Genomic DNA, 21,828 nt, shown 5'->3' on the forward strand with positions numbered 1-21,828 from the left:
GCTTATGGTCCCCTTATGTAAGTGATCAACCTTTAATTATCGACGAGGAATCCATGGTCCATACTTCATCCAGCCATTAACAACTGTGTTAACAGTTGCTTGAACATTTCCTGTGGTAACGACATAACGCCATTGATGAGTCCTAGTATCTAGACAACCATAGCCATTTGCTCCATATAAAACAGGTCTACAAACGCCACCCTCAACAGTAGCTAATACGTCAGTGTTTAGACTTTTAAAGTCTTTAATAGTATTCATTACTATTGTCTCCTTTTTTTATTTTTATCTTAAGCTATTTCTTAAGATGGGATAAGTATAGCACAGGCTTTCTATTATTTTACGTTTTTGCCTAAAATGTTATAATTAGGTCTTGATTGACACTTTTTATTTCAACACTAAACTGGAAGCTACCAATAAACTTATCAAGGACATCAAACAGTAGGTTTTCGGATTTCGTAACTTCAAAAACTTTAAAATTAAGATTCTCATCACTTTGAACACATAAAGAGAGAACGAATCTCGTTCTCTCTTACATAGTTTTTATCAACCCACTATAGTTAATAATAACCATCGTAATGTTACAGTTATACTCATCTTGTACTAAATATCAAAACTATAGAATCTTAAATAAGAACAGAGATATTATATACTGTAATTACAATAATATTAAGTATTTATATCTGATTTCTTATTATACATTTTGTTCCATTGCTGTCATCATAGTCAATATCTCCTTTTCATTTTAGTTTGTCTCGTTGCAACTCTGGCATACTCAATATGTCACAAAAACGTTTACACTGAAGTGTCTTTACCTATGTGGTCATGAACATGCCCTAAAAATATTAGGTTAACCATTCATGTGTAAATACTAATACTTTCTGTTCGATCTCTTTATGTGAACCTTACAGAGGAAGGAGAAGAATACTTTATTATTTTGACTCGCTAATAAAATAAAAAAGCAATGACAGACTTTAAAATTACAGAAGTCCATCACTGCTCATTGTTTCTGATTATCATATAATATTCATCGTAAAGTACGATTATACTCTAGAGTATGAATTAGTTTCTATTTTTACTAAATACTCTAAAAGCAATTATGACAAATCCAAATAGCCCAATTATATTTAAAGTTTTCAAGAAAATGGTCTGGTCTTTAAATATATTGATACAACCTAGTATTATAAAAAATATAAGAAGTATATTTTTTATAAAAACACTTAATATTTTCATTAGTTGAAAAATTTAACAAAAAGTTGCGATACCAACTGCGCCGCCAGACCATCCGCCAATTGCACCGCCAGATATAGTTCCAACAATAGGAAAAGTAAAGGTACCAGCCCCAGATCCAGTTAAGAATCCTAAACCAGCGGAACCAGCCGTTCCTAGGGCGCATCTTACCCATCCACCACCTTCAACAGAAGAAAGCTTAATATTATCCATAACTTCAAATTGATTTAACACTGCATTCATAACGAATACCTCCTAAATAAAATTGCTTTATCTCGAGACATTTATAGTATATCGTAAAAACGTTTACATTCTATGATAATTCCTGAAATGATATCAATAAAGCCTAAAATGTATGATACTCCTATATCAACAGAGATATTATATACTGTAATTACAATAATATTAAGTATTTATATCTGATTTCTTATTATACATTCTGTATCTATCATTTCCCGTTATACTTGTACATTTTCTAATCTTTCTACTTTAAAATTTATAACAGTACGTCTCTGTCTGGAATTCTGTCAATATTTTGGACACATTTTGGGAGGAAAGTTTGAAGGCTAGCGCTCTTCTACGAGATCATAAAATGAATTTTATAAGCTCGTAGAAGGAGTGCTATTAACTAAGCATTTTGTTTTTCAAATTCATTCGGACAAATATAGTTCAGTTTGCTGTGACGTCTCCTCGAATTATAAAAACCTTCAATATACTTAAAAATACTATTGTAACAGGTCTGAAAATCTTTATAACCAACATTAGTTTTGGCGTAAATACACTCCTTTTTAATCGTAGCGTGAAACGACTCTATACAACTATTGTCATATGGGCATCCCTTGGCACTATAGGAGTGTCGAATACTGTGGTGTTCAAGATAATCATTGTATTCCTTACTTGTATATTGACTCCCTCTATCTGAGTGAAGGATAAGCCCATCTGCTACAGTTCGCGTACTTAAGGAATCTTGTAGTGTTTCTATAACGAGTCGTGTTTCCATCTGTCTGGAAAGTCTCCAAGCAATAATTTTTCGAGAATGAAGATCTAAAATACTTGATAAATAACATCAGCCATCCGAAAGTGTGTAAATATATGTCATATCAGTTACCCACTTTTGATTGATTTTATCTGTTGAAAAATCACGTTTTAACAAATTGGGGTATTCTTTTGCTTCTTGTTTTGACAATGAAGCAGGTCGGTATTTCTTTCTAACGATCGAACGAATATTTAATTCAGTCATCAGTTTTTGTACTCTCTTTTCGGAAATCTGGTATCCCTTTTCCAATAAATCTTTATGGATCTTTGGAGCACCATATCGCTTAGAAGAAGCAAGATAAGAGATCATAATCTCCTTTTTAAGAAGTTTATTTTCTTGATCTCGTTGGCTTGGTTGGTGGCTTTTAAAGGCGTAGTAGCTAAACCGTGAAACTTGGAATAAGCGACACATCACCTTGATAGAAAACTGATGACTAGCATAAAGATGATCAATCATTTGGAAGATAGTAGAATCTTTTATTTCTTCGCAAAGAACTTCAAGGCTTTTTTAAGATTTCATTTTCCTCCTTCATTTTAGCCATCTCTTTGCGCATTTGTTGGAGTTCATGAAGGGATACATTTTGATTTTTAGATTTCCCGTATAGCTGAAGTCATTTGTATATAGTTTAGTTGGCAACTCCGTACTCTTTGACTAGATCTGAAACAGGCTGTCCTGCTTCATGCAATTGAACAATTGTTTCCTTGAACTCTTTGGTATATTTTTGGCTCATTTGGACATCTCCTTTGGTTAGATACTAGTCTACCAAAACGTGTCCATAAAATCATACTAACATCAATACTTTATGGTTTTAGATGTAAATGAAGAAAAGATGATATCATGGAGGTATCTTTGTACGAACATGATAAAAAGCTTGCAATAAAGTTAGAATAAATTTAGTTCAGGAACAAAAACCGACATTTCAATTGATAATTCATTAAAATGAGATTATTGTGGTATAATTGAATAAAAAGCTCATATATAGTGAGAGGTTGTATTATTATGATGATTAGAATTTGTAATAAAGTTTTATCGTGAATAAAGGGTATTTTTAGGTGATAACAGAATAATGGTATTTCCTAAAAAATTATTTCATATTGATCATTTATGATATTTACAAAAAAATGATTGGGAGAGAGGAAAATCTTATGTTAAATGGAAACCATCGTAAAGCAGAAGAAAAACACTTTGAAGTATTAAAGAATGAAGAATTAGCCACTGTTCAAGGTGGAGGAATGTCGATTTTCAATGATATCAATCATTTCTTTTGTGATTTGACTAATTGTAGGGGAAAAGGGAGAATAGGATAGTAAATGTTACCTTATGTGTTTGTAGCGCTCATAACGGTACTAAATATTCTTGAGATGCTTTTGATGGCTTATCTGCCGTTTTACGCTATCTGTAAGCAACTGGGCTGTAGTATTGGTAAAGTTTATTGGCTTATATTTTTTCCTTTTTACCTTGTTGCTGTCAATTTACCCTACTTTTTTGAACCATTTCTTTTTATTGCCTATTTTTATATCCTTTTTCGTCTGGCTAATAAAAAGAATAGAGCGTTTTCCTTTTTTAATGCAGCTTTTATAGTACTTAGTTATGACACTTTCCATCGCTTTTTTCGCAGTGTCATGACTAAGATTATTGATCTTGATAGTCTTTATCATTTGTTTTTTAATTTTTTTTTAGCTGTGAGTTTTGTCGAATATCTGGTTCCTTTATTTTGTCTCATTCTTGTCTTAAAAAATATAGACCTTAGGTTTGATCTGCTAGAAAAAGATGATTTTAAAAAGATAGTCTGTAAAGCTAATATTATCTTTATTGCTTTACTTCTTTCCATGACTATGTGGACTATTATCATGGGAAACCATGCATTTCTTATTAATACGTTTGGTTCAACCATTTCCTTGGTTCACCTGCTACTCTTTTTATATGTCGCTCAATATCTTAAATCTCAACAAAATACTTACATGGTTCATCAAGAGATTAAACGACGAGAGGATGAGAACAAAGAGCTTAATCAGTTTGTTAATAAGCTTGGTAGTTTATATGATGAAATTCGAGGATTTAGACATGATTTTGCTGGTATTATAGCCAGTCTAGCTCCAGTTATCCAAGAAAGAAATATTAATGAGATAGAGTTAGTTTACAAAGATGTTTTGCTAACCACAAATGCAAATCTTCAAAAGTTAGACTATTCTGCCTTTGATTTGAAAAATATTGATGATTTGGCTTTTAGAAATGCTCTTGCTAAAGCGATGTTAGAAGCTGAAAAACAAGGCGTCACTTTCAAGTGTGATGTACCAGGGCATATTCCAGTTGTTGATATTTCTATGCTTGATATGATTAGGATATTATCAATCCTTCTAACAAATGCAGTTGAAGCAGCGCAAGAAGCTGATAAACCTCTCGTTGAGGTTGCTATAACAAATAAAAATAATGTTATAACAGTTATGATTTATAATACACGTTCAAAAATACCTTTAAATAAACGTCGTATTTGGGAAAAAGGTGTATCAAGTAAGGGAGACGATAGAGGATTGGGCTTGTATAATCTCAAAAAATTATTGGGAGATTATCCTCAATTAAGTTTAGAGACGAAAGTCGGTCAAGAGGACTTTACTCAGATAATGACGATTCAGTAAAGGAGTGGAGTATGCGTATCATTGTTTTAGAGGACAATATTCATCATCAGTTGCGACTAGAATCAGCGCTTTATGATGTTGCAAAAAACTTGAACCTTCATATTTATGTTGAGTGCGCTACAACATTAGAGGAGTTTGAAGACTATAAACAAAAGGAAGCTGTCAACCAAGTTTACTTCCTTGATTTGGAGATTGATGGAGATAGAGACAAAGGATTTCAAATAGCAAAAACTATTAGAGAAACAAATCCCTATGCTGTTATTATTTTTACGACAACTCTTTCAGAAGCTATGCCTTTAGTCTTTAAAAATCATGTCTCAGCACTTGATTTTATCACAAAAGACCTACCTGAGAAAGATTATCGAGCACGTGTCAAACAATGCTTAGAGCAGGTTTTAAAACATGGACAGACGAATAAGCATGAGGAAATTTTACATTATAGTTATCAAGGAAGACCAGGCATCAACATTCCCATTTCAGACATTCTTTTTATTCAAACTTCTGTAAAATCGCATCGCTTAGTCATTTATACTAGTGAGTTTATCAAAGAGTTTTATGGTAGCTTGTCTGAAATTTTGCAATTGGATACGAAGAACCATTTTCAACGTGTTGACCGATCAGTTATTGTTAATGTTCAAAATATTGCTAGTTATGACTCAAAGACGAAGGAAGTGATGTTTTTTGAGGGAACCACTTGTCCTGTGTCACGATTACGTTTAAAGACCTTGAAAATACGTATGAAAGAATTGGGAATTTTATAATTAGAAATAAATACTAAATAAAGACTGTGTTCTGTATAACGGCTCTTTTCTACCATTTGTCAAGTCTATCAAGACTTTAAGTAAAAAAAGAGATAAGACAGTAGCTATTCTGAGGTTACTGTCTTATTTTTAACACTTTTTGATCCATAAATGGGCATGCTAAAAAACACCTCATCTGGTATTGTTTGAAACAAGGTGTTAGAATTATAGGGCATAGACGACTTTAATGACTTTGGGCTAAAGTATAGTCGTAAAGTTTATTATGTATTATAAGATAATACATTGTCCTAATAAGGCGATGTATAGAGGCAATCGTATGAGGCTTAGTTGAAGTTGTCTGCGATTGTCTTTTTCGTTTCTCATAGAAATCTGAGATATGGCAAGGATTGGTATGGCTAGCTGAAGCGATATTGTGAATGCACTTGAACAAGATTTTTCTGGCATATGAGTATCAGTTTCAAAAACAAGAGAAATAATGATGTTAGGGTCTTTAATTCCGATTAATTCTGTGGTATTCTTAATAAGTCTCATAAATTCTTCCTAATGATGGTTTGGTTGCTTTTCATTTTAGTTCTTATGGGACTTTTTGTGTACATTCAAAAAGCTCTATAATCTCTACAGTGGTTTTACCCACTACAGAAATTATAGAGCCACCAAAAACCACCCGCTATGTGGGTGCGCATCGAAGGTTGTACCGTTATAACAAAAAACTCCAAACGCGATACAATAAAGGTGTTCAAGCCAATTGTAAAGCGAAAGGAGAAAAATATGGCACAAAAGGCTCATAGTTTATCGCACACAAAGTGGCACTGTAAGTATCATATTGTGTTCACCCCTAAGTATAGACGAAAAGTCATCTATAATCAATATAGGAGTAGTCTGGGAGAGATTTTTCATAGACTATGCATAAAGGCGTTGAAATAATAGAAGGTCACTTAATGCCAGATCATGTACACATATTAGTAAGTATTCCACCACGAATGAGTATAGCTAGTTTTATGGGATATTTGAAAGGTAAAAGTGCATTAATGATGTTTGATAAACACGCCAATCTCAAGTACAAGTTTGTAAATCGGCATTTCTGGGCGAAAGGTTATTATGTGAGTACAGTAGGGCTTAATGAAGCCACGATTAAGAAATATATTCAGGAACAAGAGAAGCATGATATCGCTTTGGACAAATTAAACGTAAAAGAATATGAAAATGCTTTTAGGGATAACGGTAAGTAATGTGAATGCCTCTTTGAGGGGCTTGTGACGAGTCAAAAGCAATAAGGCTTGAACAAAGTGAAAGCCAGCGTCTTTAGGCGCTGGCTGGTATTATGGGCTTATAGCTCTTGATCAAACCACCTGTTAGACGGGTGGTTATGATTTATTCTAAAAAATCAACCAAAGATTTTTTTTGCGAGTGCTTTTCCTTTCGGAGTTGTTGCTAAGCCACCTTCAGCAGTTTCACGGAAGGCAGTTGGCATGGCTGAACCAACCTGATACATCGCGTCAACAACCTGGTCGACTGGAATGACTGATGTGATGCCTGCCAAGGCCATGTCGGCAGCTACTAGGGCAAAGCTTGCTCCCATGGCATTCCGTTTGACACAAGGAACTTCGACTAATCCGGCTACAGGGTCGCAAATGAGTCCCAACATATTCTTAAGCACAAAGCAGATGGCCTGGCTGGCTTGGAAAGGTGTTCCACCAGCAGCCATTGTAATAGCGGCTGCAGCCATAGCGGAGGCGGAACCCACTTCGGCTTGGCATCCCCCCTCGGCACCAGAAATCGAGGCATTATTTGCGATTACTAAGCCAAATGCACCAGCAGTAAAGAGAAAATCCAATTGTTGTGATTCGGTTAAGCCCAGTTTTTGGATAGCAGTTGTAAGAACAGCAGGTAGGCAGCCAGCAGATCCAGCAGTTGGTGTGGCACAAACCAATCCCATCTTGGCATTAGATTCATTAACAGCCATGGCATTTCTAGCAGCACCCAAAACAGCAGAATCAGCCAAGGTATTTCCTTTTTTGATATAGGCATCCAGTTTGGCAGCGTCTCCCCCGGTTAAGCCTGTCGGTGATTTCTCAGGGGATAAACCAGCCTGAACAGACTCTTTCATCACTTCGAGATTTCGAGTCATGAGAGCAAGGATTTCAGGACGTTCCCGTCCAGTTAGCTCTGTCTCTGTAGCGATCATGAGCTCGGCGATATTACCTTGGTAATCTCGGTCAGCTTGTTGAACTAATTCTTCAATAGTGTAAAACATGGAAGCCTCCTCTTAACTGAAAAAGTTCACGTTATGCAAATTTGGAATTTTTGCGATATCAGTAACGGCTTCATCACACTGGTGAGAGTCAATTTCGATAATCATAATGGCCTTTTCACCGGCATTTTCCCGAGTAACAGTCATCTGAGCGATATTGATACCATAACGCGACAAAATATCTGTGACAAGGGCAATCATTCCAGGAACATCTTGGTGGACAATGATGAGAGTCGGTGTATTCATCTTGAGATTGACCGCAAAACCATTGAGTTCAGTCACTTGGATATTCCCTCCACCGATGGAAACCCCTGTGGCAGAAATGGTTTTTGTAGCATTTTTTAGTGTAATACGAGTGGTGTTAGGATGCGGTGCATTGCTATCTTTGTTGATTTTCCAATAGACCTTAATGCCTTTTTCGTGTGCAATATCAAGTGCACGCGGAATATCAGGGTCATCTGTTTCCATACCTAAAATACCAGCTACAAGAGCCACATCTGTTCCATGACCTCTATAGGTTTTTGCAAAGGAATTAAAAAGTTGAAATTCTACTTCAGTGGGTGTATCACCAAAGATGGCCGAAACAATTTTTCCGATACGAACAGCACCTGCAGTATGGCTAGAGGAAGGTCCGACCATGACAGGCCCAATGATGTCAAAAACGGATTGAAATTTTAAATTTTTCATAGCACGCCTCGTCTGATTAATCTTGTATTCCCAGTATACCATGAATTAGTGATATCAGGTGTTTAAGTAAAATTGTATTTTAAAATAAAAAATATCCTATTTTAAGGTTTCTTTAAGTTTTAACAGATATAATATCTAATCTATTAAGTAAGCAATACTTATTTTTCATAAATCAGAGAGGACGGCCTATGGGTCGTCCTTTTGTGTTTCTTTGTTTATATAGAGCTAGATTATGATAAAATAAACACTGATGTTTTAACTGTCAGAAAGGATCCGTCATGACCTACACGCATTTACTTTTCGACCTCGACCACACTCTCCTAGATTTTGACCGTGCTGAAGATTTGGCCTTAACTTTCCTACTAGAAGAAGCTGGTGTAGCTTCCCAAGAGCTTAAGGTTTATAAAGACCACTATATTCCCATGAATCGTGCCATGTGGGAAGACCTCAACCATGGTTTAATTACAAAGCATGAATTACTTCACACGCGCTTTTCACGTCTCTTTGAGCACTTTGGAAAAGAAGTAGATGGTAGACATTTAGCTGGACGTTACCAACATTTTTTGAGTCAACAGGGGCAGGAACTTCCTCAAGCTCATGCTTTTTTAGCGGATGTCAAAGATCGTGGTCACAAGATTTATGCAGTAACTAATGGTGTTAGTTTTATCCAACGTGGCCGCCTGCAGGCTTCAAGTATTTTACCTTTCTTCGATGATATTTTCATCTCTGATGAGGTGGGTGCCCACAAACCGTCTACGGACTTTTTTGAAAAAATTGCGGATCAGGTGCATGATTTTCATACCGCCTCAGCGCTTATGATTGGTGATAGTCTAACTGCCGATATCCAAGGTGGTAATAATGCAGGAATTGACAGCATTTGGTTTAATCCAAAAGGTTTGGTTAATGAGACTCCAGCTGTTCCAACCTATCAAGTCAAAAACTACCAAGAAATTTTGACAATTTTGAGCAAATAGACCAGTCCTCAAAATTGTATTCACCTATGACTATTAAGAGCTTTTCAGCTCTTTTTTTGCTACAATGAAAGCATGAATGATCTGATTAAACATAAGTTGGAATTGCTTCCAAACAACCCGGGGTGCTATCTCCACAAGGACAAATTCGGCAATATTATCTATGTCGGTAAGGCTAAAAATTTAAAAAATCGTGTGCGTAGCTATTTTCGTGGAAGTCATGATACCAAGACGGAGCTTTTGGTATCTGAGATTGTAGACTTTGAATTTATCGTAACCGAGTCCAATATCGAGGCCCTGCTTTTGGAAATTAACCTCATCCAAGAAAATATGCCTAAATTCAACATCCGCCTCAAGGATGATAAGTCTTATCCTTTTATCAAGATTACTAAGGAACTCTATCCAAGGCTCTTGATTACTCGCCAGGTTAAGAAGGATGGCGGCCTCTATTTTGGTCCTTACCCAGACTCTGGGGCAGCCAATGAAATCAAGAAGCTGTTGGACCGTATTTTTCCCTTTAAGAAATGTAAAAATCCCGCCAACAAGGTCTGTTTCTATTACCATATTGGCCAATGTAATGCCCACACCATCTGTCACACTACCGAGGACTATTGGCAAGGTTTGGTTGAGGATGTCAAGAATTTCCTAAATGGGCATGATGATAAAATCGTTAATCAGCTTAAGGCCAAGATGAAGGACATGTCTGACCAGATGGAGTTTGAGCGGGCAGCAGAATATCGAGATCTGATTGAGGCGGTTTCGACCCTTAGAACCAAGCAGAGGGTTATTCGTCAAGACATGCAGGACCGTGATATTTTCGGTTACTACGTGGACAAGGGCTGGATGTGTGTTCAGGTTTTCTTTGTCCGTCAGGGAAAACTCATTCAGCGTGATGTCAATATGTTCCCCTATTACAATGAAGCCGAAGAGGATTTTCTGACCTATATGGGGCAATTTTACCTGGATAGCCGTCATCTCAAGCCTAAGGAGATTTTCATTCCAGGAGATATTGATCAAGAGTCTGTCGAAGCTCTAGTTGGAGATGAGGTCAAGGTCTTTAAACCTCAACGTGGAGAGAAGAAGCAGTTGGTTAATCTGGCGACGAAAAATGCCCGTGTCAGTCTGACCCAAAAATTTGATCTCCTTGAAAAAGATATTGCCAAAACTCAAGGAGCCATTGAAAATCTAGGCAAACTCATGGGCATTCCGACACCAGTTCGCATTGAGTCCTTCGATAACTCTAACATCATGGGAACAAGCCCTGTCTCTGCTATGGTCGTCTTTGAGAATGGGAAACCAAATAAAAAAGAGTACCGCAAATACAAGATTAAGACGGTTGAAGGGCCTGACGATTATGCCAGCATGCGTGAGGTCATTCGTCGCCGTTATAGTCGTGTCAAACGCGATGGGCTAACGCCACCAGACCTCATTATTATGGATGGTGGTCAAGGTCAGGTCAATGTCGCCAAGGATGTCCTGCGCAATGAATTGAATCTCTCTATCCCAGTTGCAGGTCTTCAGAAAAATGACAAGCACCAAACCAATGAATTGCTCTTTGGGGACCCCTTGCAAGTCATTGATTTGCCACGTCAATCCGAGGAGTTTTTCCTCCTTCACCGTATTCAGGATGAAGTACATCGCTTTGCCATCACCTTCCATCGACAAGTCCGTAGCAAGAATAGCTTCAGCTCTAAACTGGATGGCGTGGAGGGCCTTGGACCTAAACGTAAACAAAAACTCCTCAAACACTTCAAGTCTATGACAGCTATCCAAAAAGCTACCGTTGAGGATATCCAAGCACTTGGCATTCCAGAAAAAGTAGCTCGGGCTCTATTGGATAAGTTGGGCCAAGATAGTCATTAAAGAAACTTAAATTAATTAAGCCATTTTTCTGTTATAATAAGAATAATTAAAAAGGGAAGGAGTCCTGCTATCAAAAACGAAGCTAAAATTGAACGTCTTTATGATAAGAGTCGTCGCGGCTTTCTTCGTGGAATCTTTAGTCGTGCTACGATTATCTTCTTAATCATTTTACTGCAGCTTGTTGTTGTGGCCGTTTCTTATCTATGGTTGCGTCAATATAGGATACACCTGCAAGTAACAGAAGTCATACTTCGTATTCTGGCCGTTATTTATCTTTTCCAAAGTGATATGGAATCAACAGCCGTCAATACATGGCTCCTGATTGTATTGCCTTTTCCTATTATTGGAACCTTGCTCCTGGCTTATACAAAACTAGATCTGGGCTATACAGGGATGAAGCGTGCGATTCAGAGCAATATTGATCGCAGTTCTGGTATTCTTAAACAAGATAATCAGGCCCTCGAAGAGCTTAAGCAACGTCACACGAGCAACTACAACTTGGTTCAGTATCTTGAAAATATAAACGGGAATTTTCCTGTCTATCGTCACACGAAGACGACCTATTTTCAGAGTGGTGAAGCCAAGTTTGAGGAAATGAAGAAGCAACTCCTTAAAGCAGAGAAGTACATTTTCTTGGAATATTTCATCATTGATGAAGGGGAGATGTGGGGTGAAATCTTAGCAATCTTGAAACAAAAGGTTCAAGAAGGGGTGGAAGTGCGAGTCCTATATGACGGAATGAATGAATTTTCAACCTTAAGTTTCGACTATAAGAAACGTTTGGAGAGAATTGGGATTCAATCTCGTGTTTTTGCCTCTGTAACGCCTTTCTTGTCGACCTATTACAACTATCGTGACCATAGAAAAATCTTGCTGATTGATGGTAAGGTTGCTTTTACAGGTGGGGTTAATCTAGCTGATGAGTACATCAACAAAATTGTGCGTTTTGGCCATTGGAAAGATACTGCACTTATGGTTGAGGGGCCAGCAGTCGATACTTTCTTAGTTCTCTTCCTTCAGATGTGGACTTACTCTCATGAAACACTGGATGTGACACCCTATATGGTTGAACATGAGGCCTTTGATACTCCTGGTTTTGTTGTTCCTTATGGAGATATTCCATTGGACAAGGATAAGGTTGGTGAGAATGTCTATATTGATATTCTTAACCATGCGCGTGATTTTGTCCATATCATGACACCTTATCTTATTTTAGATGGTGAGTTACTGCATGCTTTGAAGTTTGCGGCTGAGCGTGGGGTAGATGTCTGTATCATCATGCCTGGTATTCCTGATAAAAAGTCAGCTTACTACCTAGCTAAGACTTACTACCCAACACTGCTAGCCTCTGGCGTTAAAATCTATGAGTACACACCTGGATTTATTCATGCCAAGGTCTTTGTGAGTGACAATAGTCGGGCTGTTGTTGGAACGATTAATTTAGATTACCGAAGTCTATATCATCATTTTGAGTGTGCGACCTATCTTTACAGGACGTCATCAGTGGTTGGTATTGAGGAAGATTTCCAAGAGACAATGGCCAAGTGTCACCGAGTCAGTATGGCTGATGTTAAAAATCGACCATTCCACCAGAAGTGCTTGGGCTTATTGATCAGATTAGTTGCGCCATTGATGTAGTGACAAGACTTGTTAGAAGAGGGTTGAGCCCTCTTTTTTATAGTTTAAAATAAAGATAATGAAGTCAAAGGAGAAAATGATGTTAACCATTCGTCCAGCCAGCTTGTCAGATGCACAAGCTATCCAGACCATCTATGCACCTTATGTTGAGAAGACAGCCATAACCTTTGAATATGAGGTTCCCAGTGTTCAAGAGTTTGAAAAACGCATCAGTAAGACGCTAGAAAACTATCCCTATTTAGTAGCAGAAGAGGATGGCCAAGTTTTAGGCTATGCTTATGCTTCAACTTATTATGCTCGTACAGCCTATGATTGGACGACAGAGTTATCTATTTATCTTCATGAAGATGCACGTGGTCGAGGTTTGGGAAGCCAGCTCTATGATGCCCTAGAGGAGGAACTTGAAAAACGAGGCTTCTTACGTTTCCTAGCCTGCATTGCAGTTCCTAACGAGGCTAGTATTGCCATGCATGAAAAACGTGGTTATGTTCAAGTTGCCCATTTTCCAAAAGTAGGTTACAAGTTTGATCGATGGCACGATATTGTTTGGATGCAAAAGACCATAGATGGTCCTGTCAGGAAAATACAGTAGAAGCTTGCCGAGCCTAAACTACAATGGCTAATTATTTCTGCCTTTTACTTATGTTAAAATGAAACTAGAATAAATTGCTCAATGCAGGCAGATACTCACAATGTGCTTACAGTTTATTGTAGAAGAGGAGTACTCATATGGATACAAAAATTCTTTTGAAACTGTTAGAAGACCAAGCTGATCCAGCGAAAGTCCCAGCTATGGAAGCTTATATGAAAAATAAATTCAGCTTTCTTGGCGTTCAAAAACCAATTCTCAAAAAGATTGAAAGAGAGTTTTTTAAGCTTTCCATAAAGGATCCAATTGATTGGACTTTTGTGGAAGAGTGTTGGCAGAAACCTTACCGTGAGTTTCAATATATTGCTATGGATTATCTGGATAAAAAGAAGAAGGAGCTTAGACCTGAAGATTTTCCAAAGCTGAAGGAATTGGCTCAAACCAGATCATGGTGGGACAGTATAGATCAGTTGGACCGTATCATCGGGGAGATTACTTTCCACTACCCAGAAACCAAGAATATCATGCGTCAATGGAGTCTGGATGAGGATTTTTGGTTGAGACGTATTGCCATCGACCACCAGCTTATGCGTAAAGAATTGACTGATACAAACCTCTTAGCTGAGGTTATCTGTAACAACTTTGGTCAGACTGAGTTTTTCATCAACAAGGCTATCGGTTGGAGTTTGCGCAATTACTCAAAGGTAAATCCTGATTGGGTTCGAGCTTTTATTGATCAACATGCTAGTCAAATGGCATCTCTTAGCATTCGTGAGGGAAGTAAGTATTTATAGAACTCAAGAGCTTGACTCTGGCGTTCAATATGCTAGAATAGAAACATGCGATGAGTCGATTGGCTCTTTGGAGCCTTTTGCGCTGAGGAGGTCTACATTAGATTGTAACGCAGGAGCGGACCTTGAGTAGTTGTGTGAACCTGCTACTCTCATCGAAAGATGCCTCCTATCCCTTACCATTTGGTAGGGGATTTTTTCTTTATTCTTGACGGTTTAACCCTTTTCAACTGGGCTTAAACGTAGTATAATAGATTCACTAAACTAAATTGATAGAAAATTCCGAAAGAGGTTTTACTATGGGATACACAGTTGCTGTTGTCGGTGCTACAGGTGCCGTTGGTGCTCAAATGATCAAAATGTTGGAAGAATCAACACTTCCAATCGATAACATTCGCTACCTTGCGTCTGCACGTTCTGCAGGGAAAGTTTTGCAATTTAAAGGTCAAGATGTGACCATCGAGGAAACGACTGAAGACGCATTTGAAGGTGTAGATATTGCACTTTTCTCAGCTGGTGGATCTACCTCTGCTAAATATGCACCATACGCTGTTAAAGCTGGTGCAGTAGTCGTTGATAATACATCTTACTTCCGTCAAAACCCAGATGTACCATTGGTTGTACCTGAGGTCAATGCACATGCGCTTGATGCTCACAACGGTATTATCGCTTGCCCTAACTGTTCAACGATTCAAATGATGGTTGCCCTTGAGCCAGTGCGTCAAAAATGGGGCTTGGACCGTATCATCGTGTCAACTTATCAAGCTGTTTCAGGTGCTGGTATGGGAGCTATTCTTGAAACACAACGTGAGTTGAAAGAAGTTTTGAATGACGGCGTTAACCCACGTGATGTTAAAGCTGAAATCTTGCCATGTGGTGGTGATAAGAAACACTACCCAATCGCCTTCAACGCCTTGGCTCAAATCGACGTCTTCACTGAAAACGACTATACTTACGAAGAAATGAAGATGACAAACGAAACTAAGAAAATCATGGAAGACGATAGCATTGCTGTATCAGCAACATGTGTGCGAATTCCAGTCTTGTCAGCTCACTCAGAGTCAGTCTACATTGAAACAAAAGAAGTGGCACCAATTGACGAAGTGAAAGCTGCTATTGCAGCATTCCCAGGTGCAGTCCTTGAAGACGACGTTGCTAACCAAGTCTACCCACAAGCCGTTAATGCTGTAGGTTCACGTGATACATTTGTCGGACGTATCCGTAAAGACTTGGATGCTGAAAAAGGGATCCACATGTGGGTTGTTTCAGACAACCTCCTTAAAGGTGCCGCTTGGAACTCAGTCCAAATCGCAGAAACACTCCACGAACGTGGTTTGGTTCGTCCAACTTCAGAATTGAAATTTGAATTGAAATAGGAAGCGAAGCAGAAAGCAGTAACTCGAAGAGTTTGATTTCGTAGTTTCGCCCCCGCACAGTTGATTAGGAAGTACGAATGTTGTAGACATAAGTAGTTCCAATCAACCACTGCGTTATGATTCAGGAATCAGTAAGGAATTAGTGTTGTATTTAAATACTAAAATTAATCTGAATCCTATAAAGCAGAGAGATTTCTCTCTGTTTTTTTGTTTATTGGTCATCAAATTGAAACAATCAGTCCTCATGTTTTCAGAAAATTGTCAACTTATCTGTCTGTCTGGTCAAAATTATGGTAAAATGGAAAGGATTAGAAAACGGTTGAAGGAGAATATTATGTCAATTGATCAATTAAGAGATGTCAAACTGATCACAGCCCTTATTACACCTTTCCACGAAGATGGCTCAATCAATTATGATGCCCTTCCAGAATTGATTGAGCATCTTTTGGCTCACCATACAGAAGCTCTTCTTTTGGCGGGAACAACGGCTGAAAGTCCAACACTTACTCACGATGAGGAGTTGGAACTCTTTGCAGCTGTTCAGAAAATTGTTAATGGACGTGTGCCATTGATTGCTGGTGTCGGTACCAACGATACACGCGACTCTATCGAGTTTGCTAAAGAAGTTGCCAAATTTGGTGGTTTTGCAGCTGGTCTTGCTATCGTGCCTTACTACAACAAGCCATCACAAGAAGGTATGTACCAACACTTCAAAGCCATTGCGGATGCTTCTGATTTGCCAATTATCATCTATAATATCCCTGGTCGTGTGGTTGTTGAAATGGCTCCTGATACCATGCTTCGTTTGGCTGAACATCCAAATATCATTGGTGTTAAAGAATGTACCAGTCTTGCCAACATGGCCTACCTTATCGAACATAAACCTGAAGATTTCTTGATTTATACCGGTGAAGATGGAGATGCCTTCCACGCAATGAACCTTGGAGCTAATGGTGTTATCTCAGTAGCCTCTCATACAAATGGTGATGAGATGCATGCCATGCTTGAAGCTATTGAAAATAGTGACCTCAAAACAGCAGCAGCTATCCAACGTAAATTCATTCCTAAAGTTAACGCTCTCTTCTCAGTACCAAGTCCTGCCCCTGTCAAGGCTGTTCTAAACCATCTTGGTTTCGAAGTTGGACCACTTCGTTTGCCATTAGTTGCATGTACTTCAGAAGAGGCTAAACGTATCATCAAGGTTGTCCTTGAAGAAGATGTTGAAGCAACACGTGAGACAGTTACAGGTGTCGTTCGTCCAGATTATTAAGAAAATGAAGTTGAGTATAATGCTCAGCTTTTTTAGTGCAATAGTGTAATTGTCACTAAATCAGCAAATATAGGCTCTAAAAGCAGTTTTCCATCATGAAAATCTGCTTTTTTTGATATAATTGTAGTTAGTGTGTTTAAATAGAAAGGAAGTTTTATGAATCAACTTGAACAAAAACTTGAGCAGGACTTTGGTATTGTTTTTAACCAAAAGGATCTCTTAGAAACTGCATTTACACATACCTCATATGCCAATGAGCACCGCCTCCTAAACATTTCACATAATGAACGTTTGGAATTTTTAGGAGACGCGGCTCTGCAACTAGTCATTTCTGTTTATCTTTACAAACGCTACCCTAACAAGCCAGAGGGGGAAATGTCTAAGATGCGTAGTACTATCGTTCGTGAAGAGAGTTTGGCAGGCTTTACAAAGGCTTGCGGTTTCGAGCAGTATATTCGTCTTGGTAAAGGGGAAGAAAAATCTGGTGGCCGTGAGCGTGCCACTATTCTTGGTGACCTCTGGGAGGCCTTCCTCGGTGCCCTTTATCTGGATCAAGGGTTGCCTGCTGTTGAGAAATTCTTGAATCAGGTCATGATTCCTCAGGTTGAACAGGGGAACTTTGACCGTGTAACAGACTATAAGACAGCCTTGCAAGAGCGTCTTCAGGTCAATGGTACGGTTGATATTACTTATACCGTTATTGATGAGTCTGGACCAGCTCATGCCAAAGAATTTACTATGCAGGTAGCTGTTGATGGTAAGGAGCTCAGCACAGGTCTTGGAAAATCTAAGAAATTAGCTGAACAGGCAGCAGCCAAGGCTGCCCTTGAACAACTAGGAAATTAAGCATGTATTTGAAATCAATTGAAATGCAGGGCTTTAAATCCTTTGCGGACAAGACGCAAGTCGTCTTTGACAAGGGAGTAACAGCCGTTGTAGGTCCAAATGGATCGGGAAAATCAAATATTACAGAGAGTCTACGCTGGGCACTGGGTGAATCCTCTGCCAAGAGTTTGCGTGGAGGCAAGATGCCTGACGTTATTTTTGCAGGGACAGAGGTTCGTAAGGCTCTCAACTATGCGGAAGTGGCAGTCACTCTTGATAACAGTGATGGCTTTATCGCGGGTGCTGGTGAAACCATTCGTGTGGAGCGTCACATTTATCGAAACGGTGACAACGATTACTTGATTGATGGTCGCAAGGTTCGTCTGCGTGATATTCATGACCTCTTCATGGATACTGGTCTGGGGCGTGATTCTTTTTCCATTATTTCCCAAGGTCGTGTTGAGGCTATTTTTAATGCCAAACCTGAAGAACGCCGTTCTATTTTCGAAGAAGCAGCAGGGGTTCTCAAATATAAGACACGTAAGAAAGAAACGGAGAGCAAGCTTAATCAAACTCAGGATAACCTTGATCGTTTGGAAGATATCATCTACGAGCTGGACGGTCAGGTTAAACCACTTGAAAAGCAAGCTGCGACTGCCAAACGTTATTTAGAATTAGATGAGGAACGTAGACAGACTCAGCTTAATCTTTTGGTCCACGATATTGAAGTTGGTAAGTCTGAGTTGAGCCAGACCCAAGAGGATTTGGCAGAGGTCAAGGAAAAATTAACCAGCTATTATGAGGAACGCCATCGCCTAGAGACTGAGAACCAAGAACTCAAGCAGAAACGTCATCAAATTTCAGAACAAATTTCTTCTGACCAACAAACTTTGGTGGATGTCACACGTCTTATTAGTGACTTTGATCGTCAAATTGATCTTTATACCATGGAGAGTCAGCAGCGTTCAGAGAAAAAAGAGGAAACTGAAGCTCGTCTCGGTGAGTTAGAGAGTTTGAAAGCAGAAGCTCAGGCATCACTCGATAAGGTTAATCAAGGCCAAGTTGAATTGAATGCTGAATTGAATACTATTGCTCAGGAGCTGACTGCCATTCAAAAAGATTTGGAGCAATTTTCTGATGATCCAGATACGCTTATTGAACGTTTACGTGAGGACTATGTTGGTCTGATGCAGGAGGAAGCCAAGGTTTCCAACAGTTTGACTCAGGTCACCCACGACATGGATAGTCAGACTCAAGCATTGGAAGCTCAAGCTGAAGAATATAAACAAGCTCAGGCAGACTTGCTCTCCGCTCAGGAAATAGCTAGCGAAGCCCAAAAAGCTTATCAAGCGGCCCAAGAGAGTCTTCAAAGTCTCCTAGCTAACTACAAAGAAAAGGCTCAGGCTTATCAAACTATTGATAAGGACTATCAAGAGGCTCAAAAGCAGATGTTTGACCTCATGGATCACCTTAAGAGTAAAGATGCCCGTCGTCAAAGTTTAGAGTCTATCCAAAAAAATCATAGTAATTTCTATGCAGGGGTTAAGGCTGTCCTTCAAAATGCCCAATCCATTCAGGGAATTATTGGTGCTGTCAGTGAACACTTGACCTTCGATACGCGCTATCAGACGGCTCTTGAAATCGCTATGGGGGCTAGTGGGCAAAATATTATTGTTGAGGACGAAGCGGCTGCTAAGCGTTCGATTGACTACTTGAAGCGCAATCGTCAGGGTCGTGCGACGTTTTTGCCGTTGACCACAATTAAACCACGTCAACTTAATGGACAATTTGCTCAAAGTCTTGCCAATGCACCAGGTTTTATTGGTATGGCTTCCGATTTGGTTACCTATGAGGATCGCTTATCTAATATTTTCCAAAACCTCTTAGGGGTAACGGCAATCTTTGATACCATTGACAATGCTAATAAGGCTGCTCGAGCTGTTCGTTTCCAGGTACGTATGGTTACTCTTGACGGGTCTGAGATCCGTCCCGGTGGTGCCTTTGCAGGTGGTGCTAATAAGCAAAATAATAGTCTCTTTATCAAGCCTGAACTGGATGCATTGACTGCTGAAATTAACCAGATTAAGGCTCAATTAAGTGATAGTGAAGCCAAAGTTGAAGCCCTCCAAATCAAACGTAAGGCTCTACAGAAAGAGATAGAAGACCTTAAGATAGATGGTGAAAATGCTCGTCTTCAGGAGCAAAAACTAGGCTTAGAACACCAACAAGCCTTGTCAGAGGTGGCGAAAAATCAGGCTCTCGTGGATAGTTTCAAACAGGATTCTCAGGGAACTGATGGGGCAAATCTTCAAGATAAGGCTGAACAACTTAAAGCAGAGTTAGCACAAATTGCATCTAAGCGTGAGGCCATTAACGACCGTATTGAGGCTATTAAGGAAGACAAAGACGCACTTGGCCAACAAAAACAGGTTCTCTTAGACAAGCAATCTGAACTTCATTTGAAGGAACGTGAATTGCAAGCAGAATTGCGTTTTGCTAAGACAGAGAGCAATCGTCTTCAAGCCGACTTGTCTGAGTTAATGAAGGAATCGGATAGTCTTAAAGCGCTCCTTAATAATCAGGTCAATGATGACCAAACTGACCGTCTTCCGCATTTGCAAGCACAGCATAAAGAAGCTGTCCAACGTAAGGACGATTTGGAACAAGCTCTTGTCCGTGCCAAGATTCAGGTGCAAGATTACGAAGGTCAGTTGGAAGACTTGGAGGAGCGTTTGGCTAAAGCTGGCAATCGTAATGAGGATTTGATTCGTCAGCAGACTCGCCTGGAAGAGCGTGAAAGTCAGATTAGTCAATCACTTCGTAAGTTTGCGACTCAATTGGCTGAAGATTACCAGATGACACTTGAAGTCGCCAAAGGTCAGGCTAGTCCTCTTGACAATGTCGAACAAACTCGCCAGAATCTGCAAGGTCTTGAGCGTTCGATTAAAGCTTTGGGTCCGGTCAATGTAGATGCTATTGCCCAATTTGAAGAGGTTAAGCAACGTCTTGATTTCTTGAACGGACAAAAGGATGATTTGCTCGAAGCTAAGAGTCTCCTTCTGAATACCATAAATGACATGGATGATGAAGTGAAATCACGCTTTAAAGCAACTTTTGAGGCTATCCGAGAAAGCTTTAAACAGACCTTTACCCAGATGTTTGGTGGAGGTTCTGCCGACTTGATTTTGACCTCAGACAATCTCCTAGAGGCTGGGGTAGAAATTTCTGTGCAGCCACCAGGTAAGAAAATTCAATCACTTAACCTTATGTCAGGCGGTGAAAAGGCCTTGTCAGCTTTGGCTCTTCTCTTTGCCATCATTCGTGTTAAGACTATACCTTTTGTTATCCTAGACGAAGTAGAAGCGGCTTTGGATGAAGCCAATGTTAAACGCTTCGGGGACTACCTTAATCGTTTTGACAAGTCTAGTCAATTTATTGTGGTTACCCACCGTAAGGGAACCATGTCAGCAGCAGACTCTATTTATGGGGTGACCATGCAGGAATCTGGTGTCTCGAAAATCGTTTCGGTCAAACTGAAAGACCTTGATTTAGACTAAAAATAGATTATATTTTCATGAAAGATAGTTGATAGCTTTATCACTATCTTTTTTCATAGTCTCAAAAAATTGAAATGACTTTCAGAAAAAAATAAGGTTGCCGCGTCTATTTTACTGCTCATCTTTTTCAGTTTGAGACTAGGCTTATTTGATACGGGCATTGACCATTACTTGAATGATTTCTCCAAAAAGAATAGTTTCAAAAATACCTTATTGAATTGACGTAACTGTAGGCACTTGAAAGCACAACTAATTTTTGATAGAATGGTGGTAATTAAATAGAAGTCGTAGAGACTAGTAACCTTATGGAAATTGACAGGGATTGGGGGCCATGGACTGGAAGCCTCCTC

General features: G+C 39.1%; 18 protein-coding genes and 4 pseudogenes. 14 read left to right on the forward strand and 8 right to left on the reverse strand.

Annotation, left to right across the window (positions count from 1 at the left end):
- Positions 1-36 precede the first annotated feature (36 nt).
- Entirely contained in the window at positions 37-258 is a 222-nt protein-coding gene (locus RDY04_RS02675; RefSeq protein ID WP_303950569.1) for a garvicin Q family class II bacteriocin, read from the reverse strand.
- 115 nt (positions 259-373) lie between these two features.
- On the opposite strand from RDY04_RS02675, the pseudogene RDY04_RS02680 reads away from it, so the two are divergent.
- Positions 374-561: pseudogene (locus tag RDY04_RS02680) on the forward strand (transposase); the annotation flags it as partial.
- 681 nt (positions 562-1,242) lie between these two features.
- Here RDY04_RS02680 and RDY04_RS02685 read toward each other — a convergent pair.
- From RDY04_RS02685 to RDY04_RS02695, 4 genes and pseudogenes are all read right to left on the reverse strand, one after another.
- Complete coding sequence (locus RDY04_RS02685) at positions 1,243-1,470, reverse strand: Blp family class II bacteriocin (protein WP_303950571.1); 228 nt, start codon at positions 1,468-1,470, stop codon at positions 1,243-1,245.
- A 385-nt stretch (positions 1,471-1,855) separates the two neighbouring features.
- Positions 1,856-2,281: pseudogene (locus RDY04_RS09570) on the reverse strand (IS3 family transposase); the annotation flags it as partial.
- A gap of 12 nt (positions 2,282-2,293) precedes the next feature.
- Positions 2,294-2,719, reverse strand: a complete 426-nt coding sequence (locus RDY04_RS02690; protein ID WP_003094345.1) for an IS3 family transposase — start codon at positions 2,717-2,719, stop codon at positions 2,294-2,296.
- Positions 2,720-2,888: 169 nt separating this feature from the next.
- Positions 2,889-2,993 carry a helix-turn-helix domain-containing protein gene (locus RDY04_RS02695; protein WP_117648676.1) on the reverse strand — a complete coding sequence of 35 codons (105 nt, stop codon included), beginning with the start codon at positions 2,991-2,993 and terminating at the stop codon, positions 2,889-2,891.
- A gap of 415 nt (positions 2,994-3,408) precedes the next feature.
- Here RDY04_RS02695 and RDY04_RS02700 point away from each other — a divergent pair, with 415 nt between their 5' ends.
- Genes RDY04_RS02700 through RDY04_RS02710 form a run of 3 tightly spaced genes read left to right on the forward strand, consistent with a single transcriptional unit; the run spans position 3,409 to position 5,660 of the window.
- A complete protein-coding gene (locus RDY04_RS02700) occupies positions 3,409-3,570 on the forward strand; it encodes a bacteriocin (protein WP_003094124.1) in 162 nt (53 codons plus the stop codon).
- A 3-nt stretch (positions 3,571-3,573) separates the two neighbouring features.
- Positions 3,574-4,899: a sensor histidine kinase gene (locus RDY04_RS02705; protein ID WP_303950574.1), complete on the forward strand. Its 1,326-nt coding sequence runs from the start codon at positions 3,574-3,576 to the stop codon at positions 4,897-4,899.
- An 11-nt stretch (positions 4,900-4,910) separates the two neighbouring features.
- Positions 4,911-5,660 carry a LytTR family DNA-binding domain-containing protein gene (locus RDY04_RS02710; RefSeq protein WP_303950576.1) on the forward strand — a complete coding sequence of 250 codons (750 nt, stop codon included), beginning with the start codon at positions 4,911-4,913 and terminating at the stop codon, positions 5,658-5,660.
- A gap of 223 nt (positions 5,661-5,883) precedes the next feature.
- Here the strand turns inward: RDY04_RS02710 and RDY04_RS02715 are convergent.
- Positions 5,884-6,105 (reverse strand): annotated as a pseudogene (locus RDY04_RS02715) (IS110 family transposase); the annotation flags it as partial.
- 323 nt (positions 6,106-6,428) lie between these two features.
- On the opposite strand from RDY04_RS02715, the pseudogene tnpA reads away from it, so the two are divergent.
- A pseudogene (tnpA, locus tag RDY04_RS02720) lies at positions 6,429-6,889 on the forward strand (IS200/IS605 family transposase).
- Positions 6,890-7,044: 155 nt separating this feature from the next.
- On the opposite strand, the gene sdaAA reads toward tnpA, so the two are convergent.
- Together sdaAA and sdaAB are read right to left on the reverse strand one after the other, a co-directional pair.
- On the reverse strand, positions 7,045-7,914 hold the full coding sequence (gene sdaAA / locus RDY04_RS02725) for an L-serine ammonia-lyase, iron-sulfur-dependent, subunit alpha (RefSeq protein WP_303950577.1): 870 nt from the start codon (positions 7,912-7,914) through the stop codon (positions 7,045-7,047).
- Positions 7,915-7,926: 12 nt separating this feature from the next.
- Complete coding sequence (gene sdaAB, locus RDY04_RS02730) at positions 7,927-8,598, reverse strand: L-serine ammonia-lyase, iron-sulfur-dependent subunit beta (protein WP_303950579.1); 672 nt, start codon at positions 8,596-8,598, stop codon at positions 7,927-7,929.
- 278 nt (positions 8,599-8,876) lie between these two features.
- Between sdaAB and RDY04_RS02735 the strand changes: the two genes are divergently transcribed.
- The 9 genes from RDY04_RS02735 (at position 8,877) to smc (ending at position 21,478) form a co-directional block, all read left to right on the forward strand.
- Positions 8,877-9,572 carry a YjjG family noncanonical pyrimidine nucleotidase gene (locus tag RDY04_RS02735; protein WP_303950581.1) on the forward strand — a complete coding sequence of 232 codons (696 nt, stop codon included), beginning with the start codon at positions 8,877-8,879 and terminating at the stop codon, positions 9,570-9,572.
- A 72-nt stretch (positions 9,573-9,644) separates the two neighbouring features.
- A complete protein-coding gene (gene uvrC, locus RDY04_RS02740; protein WP_303950584.1) occupies positions 9,645-11,432 on the forward strand; it encodes an excinuclease ABC subunit UvrC in 1,788 nt (595 codons plus the stop codon).
- An 87-nt stretch (positions 11,433-11,519) separates the two neighbouring features.
- Positions 11,520-13,070, forward strand: coding sequence for a cardiolipin synthase (gene cls / locus RDY04_RS02745; RefSeq protein ID WP_303950646.1), 1,551 nt, complete (start codon positions 11,520-11,522; stop codon positions 13,068-13,070).
- Between the two features lie 79 nt (positions 13,071-13,149).
- A complete protein-coding gene (locus RDY04_RS02750; RefSeq protein ID WP_303950648.1) occupies positions 13,150-13,662 on the forward strand; it encodes a GNAT family N-acetyltransferase in 513 nt (170 codons plus the stop codon).
- 137 nt (positions 13,663-13,799) lie between these two features.
- Complete coding sequence (locus RDY04_RS02755) at positions 13,800-14,453, forward strand: DNA alkylation repair protein (RefSeq protein ID WP_303950586.1); 654 nt, start codon at positions 13,800-13,802, stop codon at positions 14,451-14,453.
- Positions 14,454-14,749: 296 nt separating this feature from the next.
- The gene (locus RDY04_RS02760; protein ID WP_303950589.1) at positions 14,750-15,826 is read left to right on the forward strand and encodes an aspartate-semialdehyde dehydrogenase; all 1,077 of its coding nucleotides are present in this window, start codon (positions 14,750-14,752) and stop codon (positions 15,824-15,826) included.
- 334 nt (positions 15,827-16,160) lie between these two features.
- Positions 16,161-17,096, forward strand: coding sequence for a 4-hydroxy-tetrahydrodipicolinate synthase (gene dapA, locus RDY04_RS02765; protein WP_303950592.1), 936 nt, complete (start codon positions 16,161-16,163; stop codon positions 17,094-17,096).
- A 156-nt stretch (positions 17,097-17,252) separates the two neighbouring features.
- Positions 17,253-17,942: a ribonuclease III gene (gene rnc, locus RDY04_RS02770; protein ID WP_295494272.1), complete on the forward strand. Its 690-nt coding sequence runs from the start codon at positions 17,253-17,255 to the stop codon at positions 17,940-17,942.
- Between the two features lie 2 nt (positions 17,943-17,944).
- Positions 17,945-21,478: a chromosome segregation protein SMC gene (smc, locus tag RDY04_RS02775; RefSeq protein WP_303950595.1), complete on the forward strand. Its 3,534-nt coding sequence runs from the start codon at positions 17,945-17,947 to the stop codon at positions 21,476-21,478.
- Positions 21,479-21,828 lie beyond the last annotated feature (350 nt).

The sequence above is a fragment of the uncultured Streptococcus sp. genome (assembly GCF_902463925.1).
Taxonomy (GTDB): Bacteria; Bacillota; Bacilli; order Lactobacillales; family Streptococcaceae; genus Streptococcus.